Here is a 22,909-nt window from a genome sequence, read left to right on the forward strand (position 1 = left end):
AAAGAACATATATTTCATGAATATTCTAGATAAAATAGTAGCCGATAAACGCAAAGAGGTTGAATTGAAAAAATCGATCATTCCGGTGTCGCAATATGAAGCATCTGTACTTTTTAATCGAAAAACTAACTCTTTAGCTCAAGCACTTAAAAATAGTAATACGGGTATTATTGCTGAATTTAAACGTAGGTCTCCGTCTAAAGAAAGTATTAACCAGAACGCAAATGTTGGGCAAGTTGCCAAGGGTTATAGAAAAGCGGGTGTTTGTGGAATGAGCGTACTAACCGATATTAAATACTTTGGAGGGTCTATTGAAGATCTTGTTTTGGCACGTGCATCGGTTCAGCTTCCTTTACTTCGTAAAGAATTTATCATTAGCGAATATCAGATTATTGAAGCGAAAGCTTATGGCGCAGATGTTATTTTACTGATTGCAGCAATTCTAACAAAACAAGAAATAAAGACCTATTCGGAATTGGCAAAAAGCTTAGGTCTGGATGTATTGTTAGAGGTTCATAATGAAGAAGAACTTCATAAATCTATAATGCCAAGTTTAGATATGCTAGGCGTAAACAATAGAAATCTGAAGACTTTTGAAGTTAGCTTGGATACCAGTAAATCATTATCAGAATTGATACCCAATGATTTTGTAAAGGTTTCTGAAAGCGGAATCAGCTCTGTTGATGCCATTAAAGAACTAAAACCGTATGGATATGAAGGTTTTTTAATTGGCGAGAATTTTATGAAAACGGATGACCCTGGTAAAAGCGCTATTGAATTCATTAAAAACCTTTAAAAGTAATGAAACTTAAAATTTGCGGAATGAAGCTGAATACTTCCGAAGTCGCACAACTGCGACCAGACTATTTAGGCTTTATTTTCTGGGAACCTTCTTCTAGATTTTTTAAAAGTGAAATACCAGAACTTCCGCATACTATTAATAAAGTAGGTGTATTTGTTGATGCAGAGATTGATTATGTTAAAGACATGGTCAGCAAACATCAATTACAAAGCTTACAATTACATGGACATGAGAGTCCTGAATATTGTACTAAAATTGCAAGTGAATTAAAAAAATTAAATCATAAAGTAGACATCATAAAAGTGTTCTCTATAAAAGACGAATTTAACTTTGAAGAATTGAAACCCTATGAAAATGTGTGCGACTATTTTCTCTTTGACACCAAAGGAAAACTACCTGGCGGTAACGGATACACCTTTAATTGGTCTGTTTTAAAAAACTACCCATCTAACAAACCTTTCTTTTTAAGTGGTGGTATTGGTTTAAATAATCTGAACAAGATTAATGAGTTTATGAAAACGCCTGAATCTAAATATTGCTATGCCATTGATGTGAATAGCTCTTTTGAAATAGAACCAGGATTAAAAAATATTGAAGAATTACAAAAGTTTAAAGAAGCGCTATGAATTATAATGCTGACGAAAAAGGATACTACGGTGAATTTGGTGGTGCCTACATACCAGAAATGCTATACCCAAACGTTGAAGAGCTACGACAAAATTATTTAAAACTGATGTATGAAGATTCTTTTCAAAAAGAATTCAATCAGCTTTTAAAAGACTATGTTGGTAGACCTTCCCCCCTATATTTTGCCAAACGTCTTTCTGAAAAACATGGTTGCAAAATTTACCTAAAAAGAGAAGATCTTAACCATACTGGTGCACATAAAGTGAACAACACCATAGGTCAGATTCTAATGGCTCAAAAGTTGGGCAAAACAAGAATTATTGCCGAAACCGGTGCCGGACAACACGGTGTGGCAACGGCAACCGTTTGTGCCCTCATGGGTATGGAATGTATTGTTTACATGGGGGAAATAGATATTGCACGCCAAGCGCCAAATGTTGCCCGTATGAAAATGTTGGGTGCTGAAGTAAGACCTGCAAAATCTGGCAGTAGAACACTTAAAGATGCTACCAACGAAGCCATTAGAGATTGGATCAACAATCCGGTAGACACCCATTATATCATTGGTTCCGCCATTGGTCCGCACCCATACCCAGATATGGTAACACGTTTTCAATCCGTAATTTCCGAAGAAATAAAATGGCAGTTAAAAGAGAAAGAAGGTCGTGAAAATCCAGATTACGTGGTAGCTTGTATTGGCGGTGGCAGTAATGCCGCTGGTACCTACTATCATTTTCTACACGAGCCTGAGGTTGGCATTATTGCTGTTGAAGCTGCCGGTAAAGGCGTAAATTCTGGTGAGAGTGCCGCAACGTCCGCTTTAGGTAAAGTAGGAATCATTCACGGTTGTAAAACTATGTTGATGCAAACCATTGATGGGCAAATTACCGAACCTTACTCTATTTCTGCCGGATTAGATTATCCTGGCGTTGGTCCTATGCATTCTCACCTTTACAAATCTGGTCGTGCAGAGTTTTATTCGGCCACAGATGATGAAGCCATGGCTGCAGGATTGGAATTGTCAAAGTTAGAAGGTATTATACCCGCTATAGAAACAGGACATGCATTTGCCATTTTTGAACATAAAAAATTTAAAAAAGACGATGTGGTCGTCATTAGCCTTTCTGGCCGTGGAGATAAAGACCTGAACACATATATTGATTACTTTAAGTTAGCATAACCTTATTATGAGCAATAGAATAACATTAAAATTAAAAGAAGACAAAAAGCTTCTATCTATATATTTTACGGCAGGTTACCCATCATTGAACGATACGGTAAAAATTATTGAAGATTTAGAAAAGAACGGTGTTGATATGATTGAAATAGGATTACCGTTCAGTGACCCTTTGGCAGACGGACCAACAATTCAGGAAAGTTCTACCGCCGCCTTAAAAAATGGAATGACCACCGAAATTCTTTTTGAACAACTAAGAGATATTCGTAAAACAGTTTCAATTCCTTTAATTATCATGGGATATTTTAACCCTGTATTACAATACGGTGTTGAAGCATTTTGTAAAAAATGCCAAGAGATTGGGATTGACGGACTTATTTTACCCGACCTTCCATTAGATGTTTATCAAGATGACTATGAAACTATATTTAAAAAATACGGCTTAATAAATGTTTTCCTGATTACACCACAGACAAGTAATGGCCGTATTGATCAGATCGACAGTGCTTCAGACGGATTTATCTATATGGTTAGTTCAGCAAGCGTTACGGGATCAAAATCTGGCTTTGGTCAAGAACAAGAAAATTATTTTGAGCGCATTGCCAAAATGAATTTAAAGAATCCACAAATAGTAGGTTTCGGTATTAAAGACGAAGAAACTTTTAAGCAAGCGACCAAAACCGCTAAAGGTGCCATTATAGGTTCTGCTTTTATTAAGCATTTGACAGCTTACGGAACAGATAAAACAAATGAATTCATTTCATTAATACGCTAAGTTGAAAGAATTTTTAAATAATTGGAAACTGATTATTCTTTTATGCCTAACCTTAGGTTTAGCCCCATTTTTCCCTGAACCTCATATTTTAGGTAAATTAAAATGGATTTTTGGTGGCGCAGATGGAATGGTATTTATGGATTGGTTCGATGTCGTTTTACACGGCTTTCCTTTTATACTTCTAATTAGATTAATTATAATGAAAATATTCAGCTCAAAAACTTCAGATTAACTTTCAGTTATCTAAATAGGTGTTGAATACACAAAGTATTTTGAAATAATGAAAAAGGTTGCCCAATAGGGCAACCTTTTTTTAGTCTATACGCTACAAAAAGAATATAACTACTTCACTTTGTATGGGTAACACCAATAAAAACCAACCAACTACCCACCTACACTTTTGAGCATATTTATTTCTAATATAGAAAACCTTAACAATTGCCATAATCTAATTGAGACTTAGTTCTCTGCATTTTCCTTACTTTTAAAGAATATATCCACGAGAACGAACATGAAAAAATTTCTAACACTTACATTCCTTTTATCACTTTTCGCCACCCATTCCCAAGACTCCATCTTAATAAAATCTAAAGTAGCGAATGCTATTGGCGAATTAAGGGAATTTGTAGCTATACCTAATGATGCATTGAATGCAGACGACATAGATTCTAACCTTTTTTGGCTGAGAAAAAAATTCACTGAACGCGGATTTAATAGTACCATTTTAGAAACCAAAGGCCTACCCTTATTTTTTGCCGCTCTACCCATGGACGACAACAAGCCAACTATTTTGTTCTATATGCATTTAGATGGGCAATCTGTAGACGCTAAAAAATGGGACCAACCTGATCCTTACAAAGTGGTGCTAAAATCTAAATCTGATAACGGTTGGAAGACCGAATCCTTTTCAGAATTAGATGATGACATCAACTATGATTGGCGACTTTTTGGAAGATCTACATCAGATGACAAAGGACCTATTGTTATGTTTTTAAATGCTATTGACGCACTTAAAAAAGATGGTATTGACATACCTTATAATGTAAAGGTGATTCTAGATAGCGAAGAAGAAAAAAGCAGCGCTCCGTTACCGCAAGCGGTACGCACCTATAAAGATTTATTGAAAGCTGATTTTTTGGTAATAAACGATGGGCCGGTTCACGTTTCCGGGAAACCAACAATAGTTTATGGCTGCAGAGGAATTACAACATTATCAATTACATCTCACGGACCTATAAAACCTCAGCATAGTGGTCATTACGGAAATTACGCTCCAAACCCAGGTTTTCAATTAGCACAACTTCTAGCAACTATGAAAGATGCAGATGGCAAAGTTCTTATTAAAGGTTACTATGACGGAATCACCTTAGATGATGCAACATTAGAAATTCTAAAGAGTGTACCTGATAATATTGAAGAAATAAATAAGAACCTAGCAATAGCAAATCCTGAAAAGGTAGGTAGTTTTTACCAAGAATCTCTTCAATACCCTTCCCTAAACATTAGAGGCCTAGGTTCTGGATGGATCGGCGATCAGGCAAGAACTATACTTCCTGCTACCGCTACAGCAGAATTAGATTTAAGACTTGTTCCAGAAACTGATGGTAACAGACTTAAAAAATTGGTAAAAGAACACATCAAAAATCAAGGCTATCATATATTGGACACGGAACCCACTATGGATGATCGTTTGAAATATGATAAAATAGTAACGATTAAAGAAGGCACGGTTACAGATGCGTTTCGTACGAATCTAAATAATCCGTTTGGGAACAATATTGTAAAAACAATGGAAAACAAATTTGGAGAAAAGCCCGTTCAAATCCGTATAATGGGCGGTACGGTTCCTATTTCACCATTTATCAATGAACTGAAAATTCCTGCATTCATAATTCCTATGGTAAACCCAGATAACAATCAACATAGCCCCAATGAGAATTTAAAAATAAGGCAGATTGCCTATGGTATAGAAACCTTTTATGCACTTCTAAGTTCCAAATTGTAATATGCCGGCATATTGGAAATTACTAATAGTCCTTCATATAAATTTCAATTCAAATGTCTTAAACCTGCAAAATTATCGGCATAATAATTGAACTAAGTTCATTATGATATTTAAACTGAACATATTTCTTTTTTCGATCTTTAGCTTGTTTACCGCATTTACTTTAGACGTTTCTAAGTCAACAGAAGAATTTAAAAACTCATTAAAGCGATTTCCGACTATGGTAGAATCGCTACAACATGGAGAACAGTTTACTATTCAAATTACCTCTATAGGCTGTTTTCATGGCGAACGCCAAATTATAACCGTATTGAACAAGGACGATGTATTAATTGCCCATTTTAAGGATAAGAGAAAAGTTTTATCTCCTTCGGATATTGATAAGTTCATAAGTTTTGAACTTCAATTAAGAAACATAGAATTTGGAGGTTGCACAACCATAGACACCTATGTTCTAAGCAACGACTTTGAATCTTTAAAATTTAGCGATAGCACGTGCAGTTGGTCTGGCTATAAAAGACTTCTAGCGCTATTCAAATAAAAAAAGTGCCAAATTAAAAAAATCAAATTTTCAAATCACTGGCTTCAATTAAACTTGCGTCAAATGTGTGGTAACAATACATATTATTGAATAATCTTTAAGAAATGTAAGCAAAACATCGCTCTAAAAATTTAAATACGGGCTACCGAACCGAGAAACTATTTATTAAATTACCGACCAAGCACTTGACAATCAATACACTAATCCTACAATAAGTTTAAACCGCAATTCATATAATTATCACAAAAACATCACGGAAGTTATCACAACTTGTTGATATTCTTGTGACTACCCTGTTACATCAATTTCATTCATTTGTCTGTAACCAAAAAAAACAGGACATATGAAACATTTTAACTTTTTATCGATTTTAACACTCTTGCTAATTATGGCAAGTTGCTCAGATGACGACAATGCCGTTGCAGATATCATTGTTCCTGCATCTGGCGATATTGCCGGTGGACCGTTCACTATTTGTGTTGATGGAATACCGGATATGGTAAGTGGCATTACCTTGAACAGTGATACCTCTGCAGGCAGCTTAAGCAGTTGGGTCATAACAGATGATCAAAATAATATTTTAGGACTTCCTCCTACTTTAGATGCCGTATATGGTGTTGACTTCGACGCTGCAGGGGCAGGAACTTGCCTTATTTGGTATCTACGCTATGAAGAAGGACTTGTAGGTTTAGAAATGGGCCTGAACACTAACAACCTTGAAGGCTCTTTTGATTTATCTAACTCAATTGAGGTACAACGAAATGAAACCGCTGCCGGTGTTCTTTCTGGCGGACCATATGAATTTACCGTTGACGGAAATGCAGATTTTGTTACAGATATTTCTTTGAACAGCGAAAACGCAATAGGTACTAATAGCACTTTTGTCATTACCGACGATGAACTGAATATTCTTGGGTTACCGCCTACCATAGATGCTGTTAAAGAAGTTGATTTTGATATGGCCGGAAGCGGAGTATGCCTGATCTGGTATCTTCGTTTTGAAGATGGTCTAATTGGCGCAGAAGCCGGTATGAACGCAGGTGAACTTGAAGGTTGTTTTAGCCTATCCAACTCCATTCAGGTAACAAGGTTAGATGCCGCTAATGCGGGTACAATTTCCGGAGGACCGTTTAACTTTTGTGTTGATGGCGAAGTAGATAATGTATATGGTATTACCTTAGACAGTTCTAATGCAAAGGGAAGCAATAGCAGCTGGGTCATTACAGATGACCAAGGAAAAATCTTAGGATTGCCTCCAACATTAGATGCTGTTGAAGGAGTAGATTTTGATGACGCAGGTGCAGGCACTTGTCTAATTTGGTATTTACGCTATGAAGGTGAATTAACAGGACTAGCCATTGACATGAACGCCAATGATCTTCAGGGAAATTTCAACTTATCCAATTCTATAGAAGTAATACGCAGTAGAACAGAAGCTGGGCAGTTGACCGGTGGTCCATACAAATTTTATGTTGATGGCGAAGCAGATTATGTTACAGACATAATGCTAGATGCATCTGATGCTTCCGGCACCAATAGCACATGGGTCATTACGGATGAGGATTTAAATATTTTGGGACTTCCACCAACATTAGATGCCGTAAGAGGTGTTAACTTTGATGCTGCAGGTGCGGGTACATGCCTAATATGGTATTTGAGATATGAAGACGGATTGGAAGGTGCAACAATGGGGAGCAATGCAGCAGATTTATCCGGTTGTTTTGATCTATCCAACCCAATAGAAGTTCAAAGGATACAAGGTGTAAATGCCGGTACGCTAGAAGGTGGTCCGTTCAGTTTTTGTGTTGACGGCGAAGTTGACAATGTTTACGGTATTTCTTTGGACAACTCTACCGCTACAGGTTCACAAAGTACATGGATCATTACCGATGATCAAGGAAAAATATTAGGTTTACCTCCTACACTAGAAGCTGTTGAAGGAGTTAATTTTGACGGAGCGGGTGCCGGAACTTGCCTTATATGGTACGCACGTTATGAAGGTGAAATCAGCGGATTACAAGTTGATATGAATGCAAATAACGTTTCCGGAAACTTTGCCTTATCAAATCCGTTAACGGTGGTAAGAACGGAAACGCACGCAGGAACGCTAACCGGTGGTCCTTTTGAATTTATAGTTGATGAAACTTCTGATTACGTAACCGGTATTTCCGTTAACAACGAAAATGCTTCGGGTGCCAATAGTTCTTTTATAATCACTGACGAAACAGGTAGAATACTAGGCTTACCTCCTACTATTGAAGATCTTAACTCAGTAGACTTTAATGCAGCTGGCGAAGGAACTTGTTTTATCTATTATATAAGATATGAAGACGGACTGACCGGTATGGAACCCGGTTGGACATTTGATGAATTCAATGGTTGCTTTGATATTTCCAATTCAATAGAAGTAGTTCGAAAGGTTCATTAATCTTAATAGCTTTAAATAAAAAAGGCTCTGCAGTTTTATTGCAGAGCCTTTTTACTTTCTATTATTGACTATTATGCCGAATTTCTACTGGCATTGATATTACCATAAAGAGATCTTGTTACAATCTTCTCATACAATTCTTTATACTGGGTACCCTCGCCAATTCTTTGAAGAGCATATTGTTGAATTACCAATAGTGGCAATACAATATTCTCACGAATTTTGATAGACTCTCTAGAAATTGCTTCTTTCTTCATCAATATTTCCATACCTGAAAGTTTTAAAAGCATTGCTTTTGATAATTCATATTCAGCATGGAGAATTTCCCAAAACGCACCATATTCTTTATTCTCTTTCATATAACTGGTCAATTCAAAATAGCATTTGGTAAGACTCATCATACTATTCATCATCAATGCCTGAAAGAACGGTACATCCTTATATAATCTTTTAGCCTCTTCCAATCTACCATCATCTTCCAATGTCTTTAACGCGGTGCCAATACCGTAGTATCCTGGTACATTCTGCTTTAGCTGACTCCAAGAACCAACAAAGGAAATAGCTCTTAAATCTGAAAGTTCCAGTTTTGCCTTATTTCCCCTTTTACCTGGCCTACTCCCAATATTTGCTTTGGTATAGTATTTTAAGGTGCTCATGTTCTCTAAGTATGGCATGAACTTATTATGGTGTTTTAGGTCATCATACTTTTTAAAACTTAATTCTGACAGCTCTTCAATCAACTCTCTATCAGCATCAGATATAACAATTTCTTTTCCTAAGATAGTATTTGACAGTCCTGCGGTCAATAGTTGCTCACTATTATAGATAAACTGTTCTTTTGTACCGTATGTACTGGTTATGGTCTGACCTTGAATGGTCAATTGAATTTCGTTGTTGGCAACCTTATTGGTCTGTGCCGCATAAAAACGATGTGTTTTACCACCACCCCTTGCCGGTGGTCCTCCTCTACCATCAAAGAAAATGGCCGCTATATCATTTTCATCACAAACCTGTGACAACTCTTCCTTCGTTTTTAAAATAGACCAGTTTGCCTTTAAGTAACCACCATCTTTGGTACCATCAGAAAAACCGAGCATGATAGTCTGCTTGTTATTTCTATTTTCTAAATGTGCTTTATACTCCGGTAAACCGAATAAAAATCTCATAGTATCTTGAGCAGTATCCATGCCGTTCATAGTTTCGAACAACGGTACAATATCAAAAGTAATTTTCTTATCTGCCCAACCGCACCATCTAAACAATGCGTAAACAAAAAGAATAGAGAACTTATCTTCAGAGTTACTAATAATATATCTATTACAACCTTCTTCGCCGTTCTTATCCTGTATAGTCTGTAACTGAAGTATGTTCTTGATCGTATCTTTTACAATATCCTCCTCATAATCATCTGGCACTAACTGCAATTTCTCGTGCAGTAAAATATCGATCAATTTCTCTTCAGATAATTCACTAAGCTCCTCCTTGATTAAACCGTTCTTTTTCAAGACCTCTATCATGACCTTAGTATGCATACTATGGTCTTGACGAATATCTATAGTTGCAAAATGTACTTTAAAGATTTTTACTTTATCAATAAATTTCTCTAGATCTTTTAAGTAAAGGCTTTGATATTTATCAATTAAAATTAATCTGATTTCTTCTAAAGGCACAATTAAATCTTCATAGCCTATATCCTTGGAACTATCGAACATTGCCGTATACAGATTGGACCTTAATTTTTCTATAGGTCCTTGTACATCTTTAAAAGTCAATTTATGCACCAACCCTTTTAAATCATTGTAATAGCACTTCATTAAGGTTAAACGAAGCTCGTTCATGACGTCTCTTGTAATATCCGCAGTTACAAACGGGTTACCGTCACGGTCACCACCGGGCCAGAAACCTAATTTTACAATATCATGATTTTCAAATTGTTTAGAACCGGTACTGCCTTTTATATATGCGTACATATCACCAATAGCATCATAGTATACATGCCTTAGTGTGTAAATAATATTTTTTGCCTCATCTAAAGGGGTAGGTTTCTTGGCATTGATCAATGAAGTTAACCCTAATTGTTGCAAGCCTACATCGATCTCATCGATTTTATCTTCTAAAATTAATGTTCTTAGGTTTGTAATAATATCTAAAACTGCAGGCGTATAAAATTGAGTTGGGTGCGCCGTAAGAACAATACGAGCGCTAAATGTGCTTAATTTGTCCCATATGGTGTCCCAGGATTTATTTTTTTCAACTAATTGAAAATAATCTTTTAAGGACAAGGAACTAGAGTGTTTATGCAGTTTTGGGAAAGCGGCATCTTCTACACTATCATAAAGAACTACTTGGCGCTCTACATACTGTATGATGCGAAACATAAAATCTATCTGCTCTTTTTCAGATTTTATGGCTACAAAATTTTCGAAAAAATTCTCTAGTATTTCTTTTGGGTTAAGACCATTGCTCAATCCCTTTTCAGATTGATTGAGCAATAGTGGGATTAACATACCCACATTCTCAATATTCTCATAAGGTAGGTTTAAGAATAGACTATTATAGACATTGAATTTATTTTGGACAGACTTCTTAAATTCTGCCAACCTTTCTTGTTGTTGCATATATCAAAAAACTTTACGCCGTACCATTACGGCAAACTTTCTAAAATTCGAACATAAATATCGCTATTCCTAGATAATTTAAAGCATCCTTTTCGTGAAATATCATATTCGTAGAAGTATACCACAAAATTGTCTGTATTGACAACAAATAATTCAAAATACGTTACAAGCTATCTATCTTTACAGTGTAAATAAGTAATAAAATTTTTCATTTTCATATAGTGTTCTCGTAAAAGAGTCTTGTCTTAAAAGCAAGACTCTTTTTAGTTTGTAGAAATTTTAAAAACATTTTTACATCTAAAAGTGAACTTGGTATTGAAGAACCCTAAAATCCAAGGTATTGAACCTAGGGTTTTCCCTTTTCATTCTCTTATAACTTTCAAGACTACCCACAGCCCTATTGGCGGCACCAGAAGGAGCTATCAAAGAAACTGTCTTAATGATAGTTTTGGTAATGGGATGCACAAACTTATGAATTCGTGGCACGTCATTGGAAATAATATGCAGTGCAACATTATTTTCGCGCAAATGTTTTCTGAACAAAAACTCAGGACCATTTTTACTGTTCCCTCCTGTAAACAATAAGGTTGTTACCTTAGGATACTTTTCTAGATAGCCCAATACATTTCGTAATTTAACATTCTGCATACCAATATCCGAGGCATCTATTTTTTCTCTTTCGGCAGAAGCTACAATATCACAAACACCAATTTTTCTTGCTTTTAAAAATGATTTACGTTGCTCTATGGCCTCATAGGTTGTTTCATATTTAAGATGTAAATTGAATATTCTGTCTAAAATGGGCCAAAGCTGACCATCACGGCTTCCGTAACAAAAATTTACATCGCCCTCTTTTAAATCTCCAGTGGTAAAACGTGGGGGCGGCAACGTACCTACAATTAATTTTTCAGTAGATTCATTAATAAACGGCTCATACGGATGCGTGTGTTGAAATTTCTTTTGCATTAGTGTTTTATTCTCTTGAGCTTATTTTACAGCCAAATCTTCTCTAATTTACCAACTTAAACAGAAATCAAAGAAAACGAGATATGGGAAAAGGAGATAAGAAATCTAGAAAAGGAAAAATATCCAATAACTCTTACGGGACTAGAAGACCCCGTAAAATTAAAAAGAGACCTACGGTAGAAGAAAAAATAAAAATCAATAAAAAGAAATAAACTTAATTATCAATTTTGAAGGTCAAGTTTACTTGGTTCTCTTCATCTAAAGAAATCTCATACGTATAAAAACCAATTGGCAAAGTATCCATAGACATTTCTACAGGTACATAATTTAAGCTAGTAGAATCTGTAAGTATTGATAATGCAGTATACGCATAAGCCCTTTCAAACTCCATGTATTCTGAAAATTCACCTGCCTCAATATTCTCATAAACGGTATCATTTTCTACAATGCGTACTTCGCTAAAAAAAACTTCCGTACTGTTTTGAACGCGAATATTGACCAAGTTAACTTCATCATCCCTATCTGTACAAGAGAATAGAACACCAAGACATATAACAGCAAACAAAACAACCCTTTTCATAGACGTATTTTTATATACTAAAGAACGAAAAAGCAATGATTATATTTTATCTAATAAAGACAGGTTCATTTTCTTTTAAAGTATGTTCTTTACTAAATTGGTAATCATCTAAATTGAACCCTTTTATATCTTCTAAAGTTCTGGCATCAGCATCTATGATATATCTTACCATTGCTCCCCTAGCTTTTTTAGCAAAGAAGCTTATAATCTTCAATTTATCGTTCTTCCAATCTTTGAATACGGGAGTAATTATTTCTGCCTTTATTTTTTTAGGTTTCAAGGCACTGTAATATTCATTACTAGCTAGGTTCACTAAAAGCTCGCCATCTGCCATCTCATTGTTTAAATGATCGGTAAGTCTCTCTCCCCAATATTCGTACAAGTTTTTCTTTCTTCCTATTTTTAAGGAAGTACCCATTTCTAAACGGTAAGGTTGCATTAAATCTAACGGTTTTAAGATACCGTACTGCCCAGACAAAATTCTTAGAGTCTTTTGTAGTTTCTCTATTTTTTCTTCTGTCAACGTATATGCATCCAAACCTTGATAAACATCTCCGCTAAAAGCATAAACCGCTGGTCTTGCATTTTGTGGTGTAAAGGGTACGGTAAAATCTTGATTACGTTGCCAATTCAATTCTGCCAAATTATCTGAAATGGACATCAGCTCAGCAAGTGCTTTTGGTTTCTTTTTCTTAAGAACTTTGTTCAGCTTTTCGGCATCATCAATAAATTCTGGAGAAGTATATTTGGTTGTTGGCAACTCACTTTCATAATTTAATGACTTGGCCGGAGAAATAACAATTTTCATAGTACAATTTTAATATTCCCAAAAATAAACAGGATAATCTGTAAGACCTACAAAAGATAAAAAAGAGTTTAAATAGTGGTATTGGCCAAACTTATTCTGTACTGTTCTTACTGTAACTTCTCCATTTTTCTATGGCCAGCGTCATATCCTCCGGCACTTCAGAATCAAAACTCATTTGCTCTCCCGTAACAGGATGAACAAAGCCTAATGTTTTGGCATGCAAAGCTTGTCTTGGTAGTAATTTAAAGGTATTTTCAACAAATTGCTTGTACTTTGTAAAGGTTGTCCCCTTTAATATCTTTTCACCACCATAGCGTTCATCATTGAACAAAGTGTGACCAATGTATTTCATATGCACGCGTATTTGATGTGTTCTTCCGGTCTCTAATTTACAGGATACCAAAGTAACGTAACCTAATCTTTCCAATACCTTAAAATTGGTTACCGCTTCCTTACCTTCTTCCCCTTCTGGAAAAACATGCATCTGTAAGCGGTTTTTAGGATTTCTACCTACATTGCCAACAATGGTGCCTTCGTCCTCTTCTATATTTCCCCAAACTAAAGCAACATACTCACGCTCAGAAGTTTTATCAAAAAATTGTTTTGCCAAATGTGTCATGGCCGCTTCTGTTTTAGCAACTACCAACAGACCTGAAGTATCTTTATCTATACGGTGTACCAAACCTGGTCTTTCATTACTGTTAGATGGCAGATTATCTGTATGATAAATCAATGCATTGATCAACGTTCCTGAATAATTACCATGACCCGGGTGCACTACCATGCCGGCGGGCTTGTTTACAACCATTAAAACATCATCTTCATACACAATATCTAACGGTATATCTTCCGGAACCAATAAAAATTCATGTGGCGGATGTTCAAACAACACCTTTACCTCATCACCTGCTTTTACCTTGTAATTAGATTTTACAATTTTATCATTGACCCAAACATGACCGTCTTTGGCAGATTGTTGTATTTTATTCCGTGTGGCATTTTCAATGAAATTCATTAAAAATTTATCTACTCGCAAAGGAACTTGACCTTTAGATGCTATTACTTTATGATGCTCAAAAAGTTCGCCATCTTCATTTTCTGGGCGCTTAATATTCTCCTCCATCTAATCTTCAGATTCCGCTTTAATTATCGCTCTTTCAGTAATACTACCATTACCGCAAACCAACTCTATCTTGGATGTTTTAGGTAATTTATCACCAGGCTTTATATCTTTTCCCTTATACTTTATACGATATACCATATCCTTGCCCAATTCATCTACGTAGGTAACGCGCTGCACATCAAGACCTACAGCTTTCAACATAGAAGAGGCATTTCGCTTGGTTACCTGAATAATCTTTGGAACGGTTACTTTTTTGTATCCTGAGGGATTTACGGTGAAATATATTTTTCTATTCTCCTTAACTTTTGATCCCGCACTAGGATTCTGTTCAATAATTGAAAACCTTGGGTAATCTGGATTATAGTTTGCCGAGTCCAAAACTTCATATCGTAAACCGGCTTCTTCTATTGATTTTCTCATGTCCATCACAGATTTTTTAGAAAAATCCGGTACTTCCACAAACTCGCCATGATTGGTGGTACTATTTAAATATCTTAAAACGAGAAAAATCGTAATAATTAATACCAAAACTGCAAGACCTAACTGAATAAAGAAGGTTTTGCTTTTTAAAAAATTGAAAAAATTCCTCATACCTATTATTTGACCCGACAAATATAGTAAATGCCCCCATACCATTTTGCAGCATTGGTTTATACTTGTTGGGATCATAAAAAATTCTTGTTATTTGTTGAATGCCCAATGTTTTCTTTTTTATTTTATTTCAATGCTTCATCTTTGCTTTAACATTCTTAATAGACCATACATATGAAAAAAAATATAGCAATTATCATGGGCGGTTATTCTAGCGAATATAAAATATCGCTTAAAAGTGGAAATGTGGTCTATGATTTTCTTAATAAAGATAAATTCAATCTGTATAGAATACATATCTTTAAAGATAAATGGGTCTATATTGATGAAAAGGACAATGAGACACCTATAGACAGAAATGATTTCTCCATTCCTTTAAAAGGAGCATCTATTACTTTTGATTGTGTTTTTAATGCCATACATGGCTCACCGGGGGAAGACGGACTCATGCAAGCTTATTTTGAACTATTGGGCATTAAGCACACTTCTTGTAATTTCTACCAAGCCGCCCTTACTTTTAACAAGCGCGATTTATTGAGTGTTTTAAAACCTTATGGAATTAAAGCCGCACCATCTTACTACCTAAATCTAGGTGATGAAATAAATGAATCCGAAATCATTGACAAGGTCAAATTACCCTGCTTTGTAAAGGCAAATAAATCTGGTAGCAGTTTTGGCATTACCAAAGTCTATAAAGCAGAAGAGCTTAAAGGCGCCATTGAAACAGCCTATAAAGAAGATGATGAAATTATTATTGAAGGTTTTCTTGATGGCACAGAGGTTTCTGTAGGCGTATTAAAATTAAATGGGAAAACCACCGTATTTCCTATTACAGAAATAGTATCGGAAAATGATTTCTTTGACTATCAAGCAAAATACGAAGGCAAATCTCAAGAAATAACTCCGGCAAGAATAAGTGCTGAACAATTAGAAAAAGTAACCAAAGCATCTAAAAGAATATATGATGTGCTTAAAATGACAGGTTTTTCTAGAAGTGAATTTATATTCATTGGTAACGAACCATATTTATTGGAAATGAACACAACACCAGGTTTAACTACTGAGAGTATTTTACCGCAGCAAGCTAAGCAGGCCGGTATTGAATTAAGTATGTTATTTGAGTACGCCATTAACGAGGCATTGTCATAATTTGACTATATTTAAGAATTAAATTACCCGCAGGCAAAGCCTGCGAGGTATTGATAAAAAACAACAAATAATTTGACCAAAACATCGGATTATTTTAAATCTCGATTATCCAGTAAAATACACATATGAGACGCGCAATTTTTCCAGGTTCTTTTGACCCTTTAACTTTAGGACATCATGATATAATTATGCGTGGCATAACTTTATTTGACGAGGTCATTATTGCCATTGGAAAAAATGCCGATAAAAAGTACATGTTCAGCTTAGAACAGCGTATACAATTTATAGAGGAAGCCTTTAAAGATGTTCCTTCAATTACTGTGAAATCATATGTAGGACTCACTGTAGATTTTTGTAAGAAAGTCGATGCCAACTTTATTTTAAGAGGATTACGAAATCCGGGCGATTTTGAATTTGAGAAGGCAATTGCACATACCAATAGAAAATTATCTGAGATAGAAACCGTGTTTCTATTGACCTCATCGGGCAAATCATACATAAGCTCGTCTATAGTTAGAGACGTTATACGCAATGGAGGTGACTATACAGGTTTAGTACCCAATTCTGTAAGAAAATGAGTGTATTTCGTCGGCCTGACAACAGATAAACCACTTTCAACCACAACTTTTCGCAAAAACACAACAATTTAGGTGGGCAAACTACAATTTTCCTATAAATTCGTAAGAAAATTCTTTCCACCAATGATTAGATCAAAAAATAGTTCATCGTTTTCTTTAGATTGGATCAAACAAATTCCATCATCTATTGTTATTGTAGATACTAACTTTAAGTTAATTAGTGCATCGCCAAGATGGGAGGCTGATTTTCAACTCGATCTAGAGCCAATAAAGGGTAAATATTTTGTTGACTTGTTTCCTGAGTTGGCACAAGAACTTAAAACAAGATTAAAATATAGTTTAGACGGCCTTCGTGATATAAAGTTTAAATACAATGCCAATAAATGTAAGTATGCATCAAAAGATTCTATTTGGCATTTAAACCCTTGGAAAGATGGTTATGGCAATATCATTGGCGTAATCATAAAAATTGACCCCATAACCAAGACCCAAGAACTGGAATTGGAACTACATAGAACCAAACTAATTCTTAATAATAAAACTACAGTCGCTAAGATTGGTAGTTGGGAATTGGACACTATAAATAATTCTTTGCTTTGGACACCTATAGTCAACAAAATCTATGGTCTTCCGGCAAATTTTGAACCAACTTTGGAAACGGCTATAGATTTTTATGAAGATGAATCTAAAAAAGTAATACAAAAAGTTGTTGATGAGGCAACCACCTTAGGTAAACCTTGGAATGTAAAAGCACAATTAATACAAAAAAACGGTACGGTAATATGGGTCAATACTATTGGAAGACCTAAGTTTAAAGACGGTGTTTGCACTAGAATAATTGGTACCATACAACAAGTAGACCAAGAAAATAAAATTGAGGTCAAAAATACAATACTTGAGACAGAGCTTAGCGAATATCCTTTATTTGAAAAAGTTCCTTTTGGCCTTGCCATTATAGATTTTAAAAACGGAAAATTTTTAAATGTAAATGAACAATTTGCAAAACTCTCAGGTTTTGAAAAAGAATATTTTATCAATAAAAACTTTAAGGAATTTATAGGTAAAACATTTCTAAAAAAAGAAACGGACATTGTAAATCAATTAAAGGAAAAAGAATCTTTTGATCCTATAGATTTTACTTTTATAAATAAATTAGGCCATACGTTAAACCTTAAGGTAACCGGAAATCTTGTAAACGGGCTGAATAATAGGACAAGTATTTTATGTACTATTCAGAATATTACCACGCAAACCCAGTTAGAAAAAAAGTTAAAAAACACCATTAATGCAGCTAAAGAAAAAAATGAGCAGCTTTTAAACTTTGCCCATATGGTATCACATAATTTAAAAACACACGCAACAAATTTTTCGTTGTTGTTGAATTTTTTAAATGATGAGACAGGTTTGGTTCAACGTAACAAATATATGAACATGCTATTCAGCGCTTCGGATAACTTATCTGAAACCATCAAGGGACTAAGAGAAATAGTAGCCGTAAAATCTAGTATTAATGAAGAGAAAAAATTACTGTCTCTCAACGAAAGTCTATTTGTAGTTGAACAGAATGTTGCCGGTCTATTGAAAGAAACCAATGGTAAAATCATTAACGAAATACCGGAAACAACCCAGGTAAAAGCCCTACCCGCCTATCTAAATAGTATTTTGACCAATTGTATTACAAATTCCATTAAGTATAGATGTGAGGAAAAGAAACCGATAATAATACTTAGCGTAGAAGAAGATAAAAACTACACGATACTAAATGTTGAAGATAACGGACTAGGTATTGACATGGAAAAATATGGAGATCAAATTTTTGGACTATATAAAACCTTTCATAGGAATAAAGATTCTAGAGGAATTGGGCTGTACATAACCAAAAATCAAATGGAAGCAATGAACGGAAAAATTACCGTTGATAGTATTCCTAACCAAGGAACTACTTTTAAGTTCTATTTCAACAAAAAGTAAAAATTCATCATTTAAAAAGAATAATAATTGTTATACAACGTAAATGACAACATTCACAACAATAATATAGCCAAATACGACATTCCCACTACCTTTGTAAGAAATTACATCGGTATGATAAAAGTTCCCCAAATATCAAATGCTTCGTACCTAATTAGACAATTGCCAACACCAACGGCGTTTATTGACACTAATTACAATATTGTTCAGACATCTGACAAGTGGTCTAGCATTTTTGACAAGAATGAAGCGTGTAGCGACTCCAAAAGCTTATTTGCTGTATTCCCCAATTTAAGCCATAAATGGAAAATGGTATTAAATAATTGTTTTAAAGGAAATCCGCAACCCATGGGCATTCATCAATCTATTGACTGTACAGGTCATGAACAATGGTTTGAATGGACAAATGCACCATGGTATGATACGGACGAAAATATAGTAGGCGCAATAATTCAATTAAGCAATATTACCGAAGCTGTCAACAATGAGCTAGAACTCAACAAAAAGGAATTACTTTTAGAGCAGCAAGCAGAAATCACCAAAATTGGTCGATGGGAATATAATATTGCCGAGAACAAATTATTCTGGTGTTCCACTACAAAATCTATTCATGAGGTTTCACCGGGTTTTGTACCAAATATTGAAACAGCCCTATTTTACTATAAAGAGGGCCATAGTAGAAACGCAATATCCATGGCGCTGTTTGAAGCTCAGAACAATGGTAAAGCCTGGAGTAATCTAAAACTGCAAATTATAACGAGTTCAGGAAAAGAAAAGTGGGTTATGGCCGGGGGAAAACCTATTTACAATAAAGGTAAAATGGTGGGTCTCATAGGTACTTTTCAAGATATTCACGAGCAAGTAGAAGCGGACATCAAGACTATAGATAACGAAAAATTATTAAGAACCTTGATCGACAATTTACCGGTCAATGTTTATATTAAAGATACCGAATCAAGAAAAGTCTTAATCAACAAAGCAGAATGTGAATATTTAGGTGTCAACAACCCAAAAGACATCATTGGAAAAAATGATTTTCAACTGTATTCATATGAAGTTGCCAAAAAGTCAAGAGAAGAAGATTTAAAGGTTATGAACACCTTAAAACCAGTTATTGGCAAAGAAATAGTTAGAACCACTTTAAGCGGCAAGGAAACCTCTTTTTTAAGCTCTAAAATTCCACTTTTAAACAACAAGGGTATTGCATATGGTATAGTAGGCATCAGTTTGGACATTACCCCTTTAAAAGAAAAGGAAAAAGAACTTAGAAATATTATAAACATTGCCTCTGTACAAAATAAAAAGCTTTTAAATTTCGCTCATATAGTTTCACACAACCTTCGTTCACACTCTGCCAATTTCTCAATGTTACTGAGCTTTTTAGAAAGCGAAAGTGATGAAAACGAAAAAAAGAGTATAATTAAAATGCTAACCAAAGCATCTAATAATCTTTTGGAGACACTAGATAATTTAAACGAAGTGGTATCAATTAATACCAATACCAATATTGCCATCAAAGAAATGAACTTGAACAATAAGGTAGTTGATGTTTGCAAAAACCTTTCTCCTTTTATTTTAAACAGTAAAAGTAAAATTGAAAATATTATTCCTACGGATTTTGAAATAAAAACGGTACCGGCATACTTAGACAGTATTCTAACCAACTTTATTTCTAATGCAATAAAATATAAACACCCAGAGAGACAAGGGCATATCATTCTAAGCGCTGAGAGAAAAGCGGGCTATGCAATTCTTTCCATAAAGGATAACGGCCTAGGCATTGACCTGGAAAAATATGGAGAAAAGTTATTTGGAATGTATAAAACCTTTCATGACCATAAAGATGCCAGAGGAATAGGTCTATACTTAACAAAGAATCAAATAGATGCCATGAACGGTAAGGTAGAAGTTAGTAGCGAAGTAGGTAAAGGAACAGAATTTAAAATTTTTTTTAATGAAAAAAATTAATGATATCACTATAATTGATGACGACGCTATTACCGTGTTCGGTTTACGAAAATTAATATCATCAAGTGTTGACTGTAGCTCAATAGAATCATATGATAACGGCAAAATAGCATTAGACGCAATGACGGAGTTTTTTAAAAATGGACAAAAAATTCCACAAGTCATTTTTTTAGATATCAATATGCCTATAATGGATGGATGGGAGTTTTTAGAAGCTTTTATTAAAATTCCTATTAAAGATAAAATTAGAATAAATATCGTTACTTCTTCAATTGACCCTTTTGATAAAAAGCAATGGGAAAATTATAAAAGTAAAAGCCATCATTTAATTACTTTCAATCAAAAACCTATTGATAGAAATAAAATATCAGAAATTACACAAGTAGCTTAAGGCAATAAAAGTATTGATTATTTTTACATTCAGTTCATGGTATTAATTGCCTTTGTAATTGTCTGTTTATGAAAAATATATCATTCATCTTTTTAGCACTATTAATTTTCTCTTGTGAAAGTAAAGTTGAGAATACTAAAACAGATTTTCTTACTCCTTTTGAAGTTTCAAACAAAAAAGAGACTGCAACCTACAACGAGGTCATAGATTTTTACATAAAACTATCCAAAGAATTTTCTTCGATCAATATACAAACCATTGGCAATACTGACAGCGGTGAGCCTTTGCATGTTGTCACCTATAGTCCAAAAGGAGATTTTGATTACAAAAAACTTAGCGAGACCAATACCATGATGTTAATCAACAATGGTATACACCCTGGTGAAAGTGACGGTATTGATGCTACAATGCTTTTATTTAGAGATTTGGCCGGCAATGAAATTAAAACACCACAGAAAACTATAATAGCTACAATTCCTATCTATAATGTAGGAGGGGCGCTCAATAGGAACAGTACTACTCGTGCCAACCAAAACGGACCATTGGAATATGGTTTTAGAGGCAATGCAAAAAACTACGATTTAAATAGAGATTTCATTAAAACCGATACCAAGAACGCCAAGACATTTGCAAAAATTTTTCATCTCATAAATCCTGATATTTTTATAGACAACCATGTAAGCAATGGTGCGGATTACCAATACACACTTACACATTTATTTACGCAACATAATAAATTGGGCGGTGAATTAGGTGAATACGTTCATGGCTCATTAATGCCTCAACTACAAGATTCTTTATCAAAAGCCAATTGGGATATTACCCCATATGTTAATGTATTCAATAGTCCACCTGAAAATGGTTTTCAACAATTTATGGACCACCCAAGATATTCTACAGGTTATACCACATTGTTCAATACCGTAGGCATGATGGTAGAGACACATATGTTAAAACCATACCACATGCGTGTAGAAGGTACCTATCAACTAATGAAAAACATGATTTCCATTACCGATAACGATGGCAGCAAAATAAAAAACTTAAGAAATGCGGCATTTTCAAAGAACAGCAAAAAAGAACATTACCCTATTTCCTGGACAGTTGACGCTACCAAAAATTCCAAGTATATATTCAAAGGCTATCGGGCAGATACGATTATTAGTGATGTTACAGAATCAACTAGACTTAAATACAACCGAAATTTTCCGATTGAAAAAGAAGTAATCTACCAAGATTATTATATGGCTACAGACTCCGTTAAAATTCCTAAAGCGTATGTATTGGGCAAACAGTGGGAAAATATTATAGAAAAATTAGATCTGAACAAAATTACGTATTCCACGCTTAAAAAAGACTCGGCCATAACAGTAGAGAGCTATAGGATAAATGAATACCAGACTTACACATCACCTTATGAAGGACATTACCCACATTACAATACAACCGTAACTAAAACCGAGGAGAATAAAGTATTCTTGGCAGGAGATATTATTATACCAACAGGTCAGCCAGGTTTTAGATATATTTTAGAAACTTTAGAACCTTCTGCCGTAGATTCATTTTTTAATTGGAATTATTTTGACACCATTCTTCAACAAAAAGAAGGTTTCTCTCCATATGTTTTTGAAGATACCGCACTAAAACTTTTAGAGACAGATTCTATTCTTAAGGCAGAATTTGATCATAAAAAAATGCATGAACCAGATTTCAACCAAAACTGGTACATGCAATTAGATTGGCTTTTTAAAAAAAGTAATCTTTATGAAAAGGCACATTTACAATATCCGGTCTATAGAATAAAGCAATAG

21 protein-coding genes are annotated in these 22,909 nt (G+C 34.7%); 15 read left to right on the forward strand and 6 right to left on the reverse strand.

The genetic code is table 11. The features are described from left to right. The first annotated feature begins 16 nt into the window (after positions 1-16). The 8 genes from trpC to PXC01_RS17690 all read left to right on the forward strand — a co-directional run bounded on the left by trpC (position 17) and on the right by PXC01_RS17690 (position 8,355). Positions 17-796, forward strand: coding sequence for an indole-3-glycerol phosphate synthase TrpC (gene trpC, locus PXC01_RS17655; protein ID WP_276473601.1), 780 nt, complete (start codon positions 17-19; stop codon positions 794-796). A 5-nt stretch (positions 797-801) separates the two neighbouring features. Beyond that, entirely contained in the window at positions 802-1,428 is a 627-nt protein-coding gene (locus tag PXC01_RS17660; protein ID WP_420828598.1) for a phosphoribosylanthranilate isomerase, read from the forward strand. After that, positions 1,425-2,609 (forward strand): tryptophan synthase subunit beta, encoded by a 1,185-nt coding sequence (gene trpB / locus PXC01_RS17665; RefSeq protein ID WP_276473603.1) that lies wholly within the window; start codon positions 1,425-1,427, stop codon positions 2,607-2,609. The genes PXC01_RS17660 and trpB overlap by 4 nt, the downstream gene beginning before the upstream one ends. A 7-nt stretch (positions 2,610-2,616) precedes the next feature. After that, positions 2,617-3,381 (forward strand): tryptophan synthase subunit alpha, encoded by a 765-nt coding sequence (trpA, locus tag PXC01_RS17670; protein ID WP_276473604.1) that lies wholly within the window; start codon positions 2,617-2,619, stop codon positions 3,379-3,381. Between the two features lies 1 nt (position 3,382). Then, a complete protein-coding gene (locus PXC01_RS17675) occupies positions 3,383-3,613 on the forward strand; it encodes a hypothetical protein (RefSeq protein ID WP_276473605.1) in 231 nt (76 codons plus the stop codon). 279 nt (positions 3,614-3,892) lie between these two features. Beyond that, the gene (locus PXC01_RS17680) at positions 3,893-5,386 is read left to right on the forward strand and encodes a M20/M25/M40 family metallo-hydrolase (RefSeq protein WP_276473606.1); all 1,494 of its coding nucleotides are present in this window, start codon (positions 3,893-3,895) and stop codon (positions 5,384-5,386) included. Positions 5,387-5,489: 103 nt separating this feature from the next. Then, positions 5,490-5,927 (forward strand): hypothetical protein, encoded by a 438-nt coding sequence (locus PXC01_RS17685; RefSeq protein ID WP_276473607.1) that lies wholly within the window; start codon positions 5,490-5,492, stop codon positions 5,925-5,927. Positions 5,928-6,315: 388 nt separating this feature from the next. Beyond that, positions 6,316-8,355, forward strand: coding sequence for a hypothetical protein (locus PXC01_RS17690; RefSeq protein ID WP_276473608.1), 2,040 nt, complete (start codon positions 6,316-6,318; stop codon positions 8,353-8,355). Between the two features lie 71 nt (positions 8,356-8,426). Here PXC01_RS17690 and PXC01_RS17695 read toward each other — a convergent pair whose 3' ends face one another. After that, positions 8,427-10,973 carry a phosphoenolpyruvate carboxylase gene (locus tag PXC01_RS17695; protein WP_276473609.1) on the reverse strand — a complete coding sequence of 849 codons (2,547 nt, stop codon included), beginning with the start codon at positions 10,971-10,973 and terminating at the stop codon, positions 8,427-8,429. Between the two features lie 297 nt (positions 10,974-11,270). Beyond that, positions 11,271-11,939 (reverse strand): uracil-DNA glycosylase family protein, encoded by a 669-nt coding sequence (locus tag PXC01_RS17700; RefSeq protein ID WP_276473610.1) that lies wholly within the window; start codon positions 11,937-11,939, stop codon positions 11,271-11,273. An 83-nt stretch (positions 11,940-12,022) separates the two neighbouring features. On the opposite strand from PXC01_RS17700, the gene PXC01_RS17705 reads away from it, so the two are divergent. Then, entirely contained in the window at positions 12,023-12,151 is a 129-nt protein-coding gene (locus PXC01_RS17705) for a 30S ribosomal protein THX (protein WP_276473611.1), read from the forward strand. A gap of 2 nt (positions 12,152-12,153) precedes the next feature. Here PXC01_RS17705 and PXC01_RS17710 read toward each other — a convergent pair whose 3' ends face one another. From PXC01_RS17710 to PXC01_RS17725, 4 genes are all read right to left on the reverse strand, one after another. Next, positions 12,154-12,519, reverse strand: a complete 366-nt coding sequence (locus tag PXC01_RS17710; RefSeq protein ID WP_276473612.1) for a hypothetical protein — start codon at positions 12,517-12,519, stop codon at positions 12,154-12,156. 46 nt (positions 12,520-12,565) lie between these two features. Beyond that, positions 12,566-13,327: a peroxide stress protein YaaA gene (gene yaaA / locus PXC01_RS17715; RefSeq protein WP_276473613.1), complete on the reverse strand. Its 762-nt coding sequence runs from the start codon at positions 13,325-13,327 to the stop codon at positions 12,566-12,568. Between the two features lie 91 nt (positions 13,328-13,418). After that, complete coding sequence (locus PXC01_RS17720; RefSeq protein ID WP_276473614.1) at positions 13,419-14,450, reverse strand: RluA family pseudouridine synthase; 1,032 nt, start codon at positions 14,448-14,450, stop codon at positions 13,419-13,421. Then, entirely contained in the window at positions 14,451-15,041 is a 591-nt protein-coding gene (locus PXC01_RS17725) for a PASTA domain-containing protein (RefSeq protein ID WP_276473615.1), read from the reverse strand. It lies immediately after the preceding gene. Positions 15,042-15,215: 174 nt separating this feature from the next. Here PXC01_RS17725 and PXC01_RS17730 point away from each other — a divergent pair, with 174 nt between their 5' ends. The 6 genes from PXC01_RS17730 to PXC01_RS17755 all read left to right on the forward strand — a co-directional run bounded on the left by PXC01_RS17730 (position 15,216) and on the right by PXC01_RS17755 (position 22,909). Next, positions 15,216-16,190 (forward strand): D-alanine--D-alanine ligase, encoded by a 975-nt coding sequence (locus PXC01_RS17730; RefSeq protein ID WP_276473616.1) that lies wholly within the window; start codon positions 15,216-15,218, stop codon positions 16,188-16,190. Positions 16,191-16,315: 125 nt separating this feature from the next. Next, a complete protein-coding gene (coaD, locus tag PXC01_RS17735; RefSeq protein ID WP_276473617.1) occupies positions 16,316-16,768 on the forward strand; it encodes a pantetheine-phosphate adenylyltransferase in 453 nt (150 codons plus the stop codon). Between the two features lie 123 nt (positions 16,769-16,891). Next, the gene (locus tag PXC01_RS17740) at positions 16,892-18,739 is read left to right on the forward strand and encodes a PAS domain S-box protein (protein WP_276473618.1); all 1,848 of its coding nucleotides are present in this window, start codon (positions 16,892-16,894) and stop codon (positions 18,737-18,739) included. 27 nt (positions 18,740-18,766) lie between these two features. Then, complete coding sequence (locus PXC01_RS17745) at positions 18,767-20,707, forward strand: PAS domain S-box protein (protein ID WP_276473619.1); 1,941 nt, start codon at positions 18,767-18,769, stop codon at positions 20,705-20,707. Then, positions 20,694-21,098, forward strand: coding sequence for a response regulator (locus PXC01_RS17750; protein WP_276473620.1), 405 nt, complete (start codon positions 20,694-20,696; stop codon positions 21,096-21,098). The genes PXC01_RS17745 and PXC01_RS17750 overlap by 14 nt, the downstream gene beginning before the upstream one ends. 68 nt (positions 21,099-21,166) lie before the next feature. Beyond that, positions 21,167-22,909 carry a M14 family metallopeptidase gene (locus PXC01_RS17755; RefSeq protein WP_276473621.1) on the forward strand — a complete coding sequence of 581 codons (1,743 nt, stop codon included), beginning with the start codon at positions 21,167-21,169 and terminating at the stop codon, positions 22,907-22,909.

Source organism: Maribacter huludaoensis (genome assembly GCF_029350945.1).
Classification (GTDB): Bacteria; Bacteroidota; Bacteroidia; order Flavobacteriales; family Flavobacteriaceae; genus Maribacter; species Maribacter huludaoensis.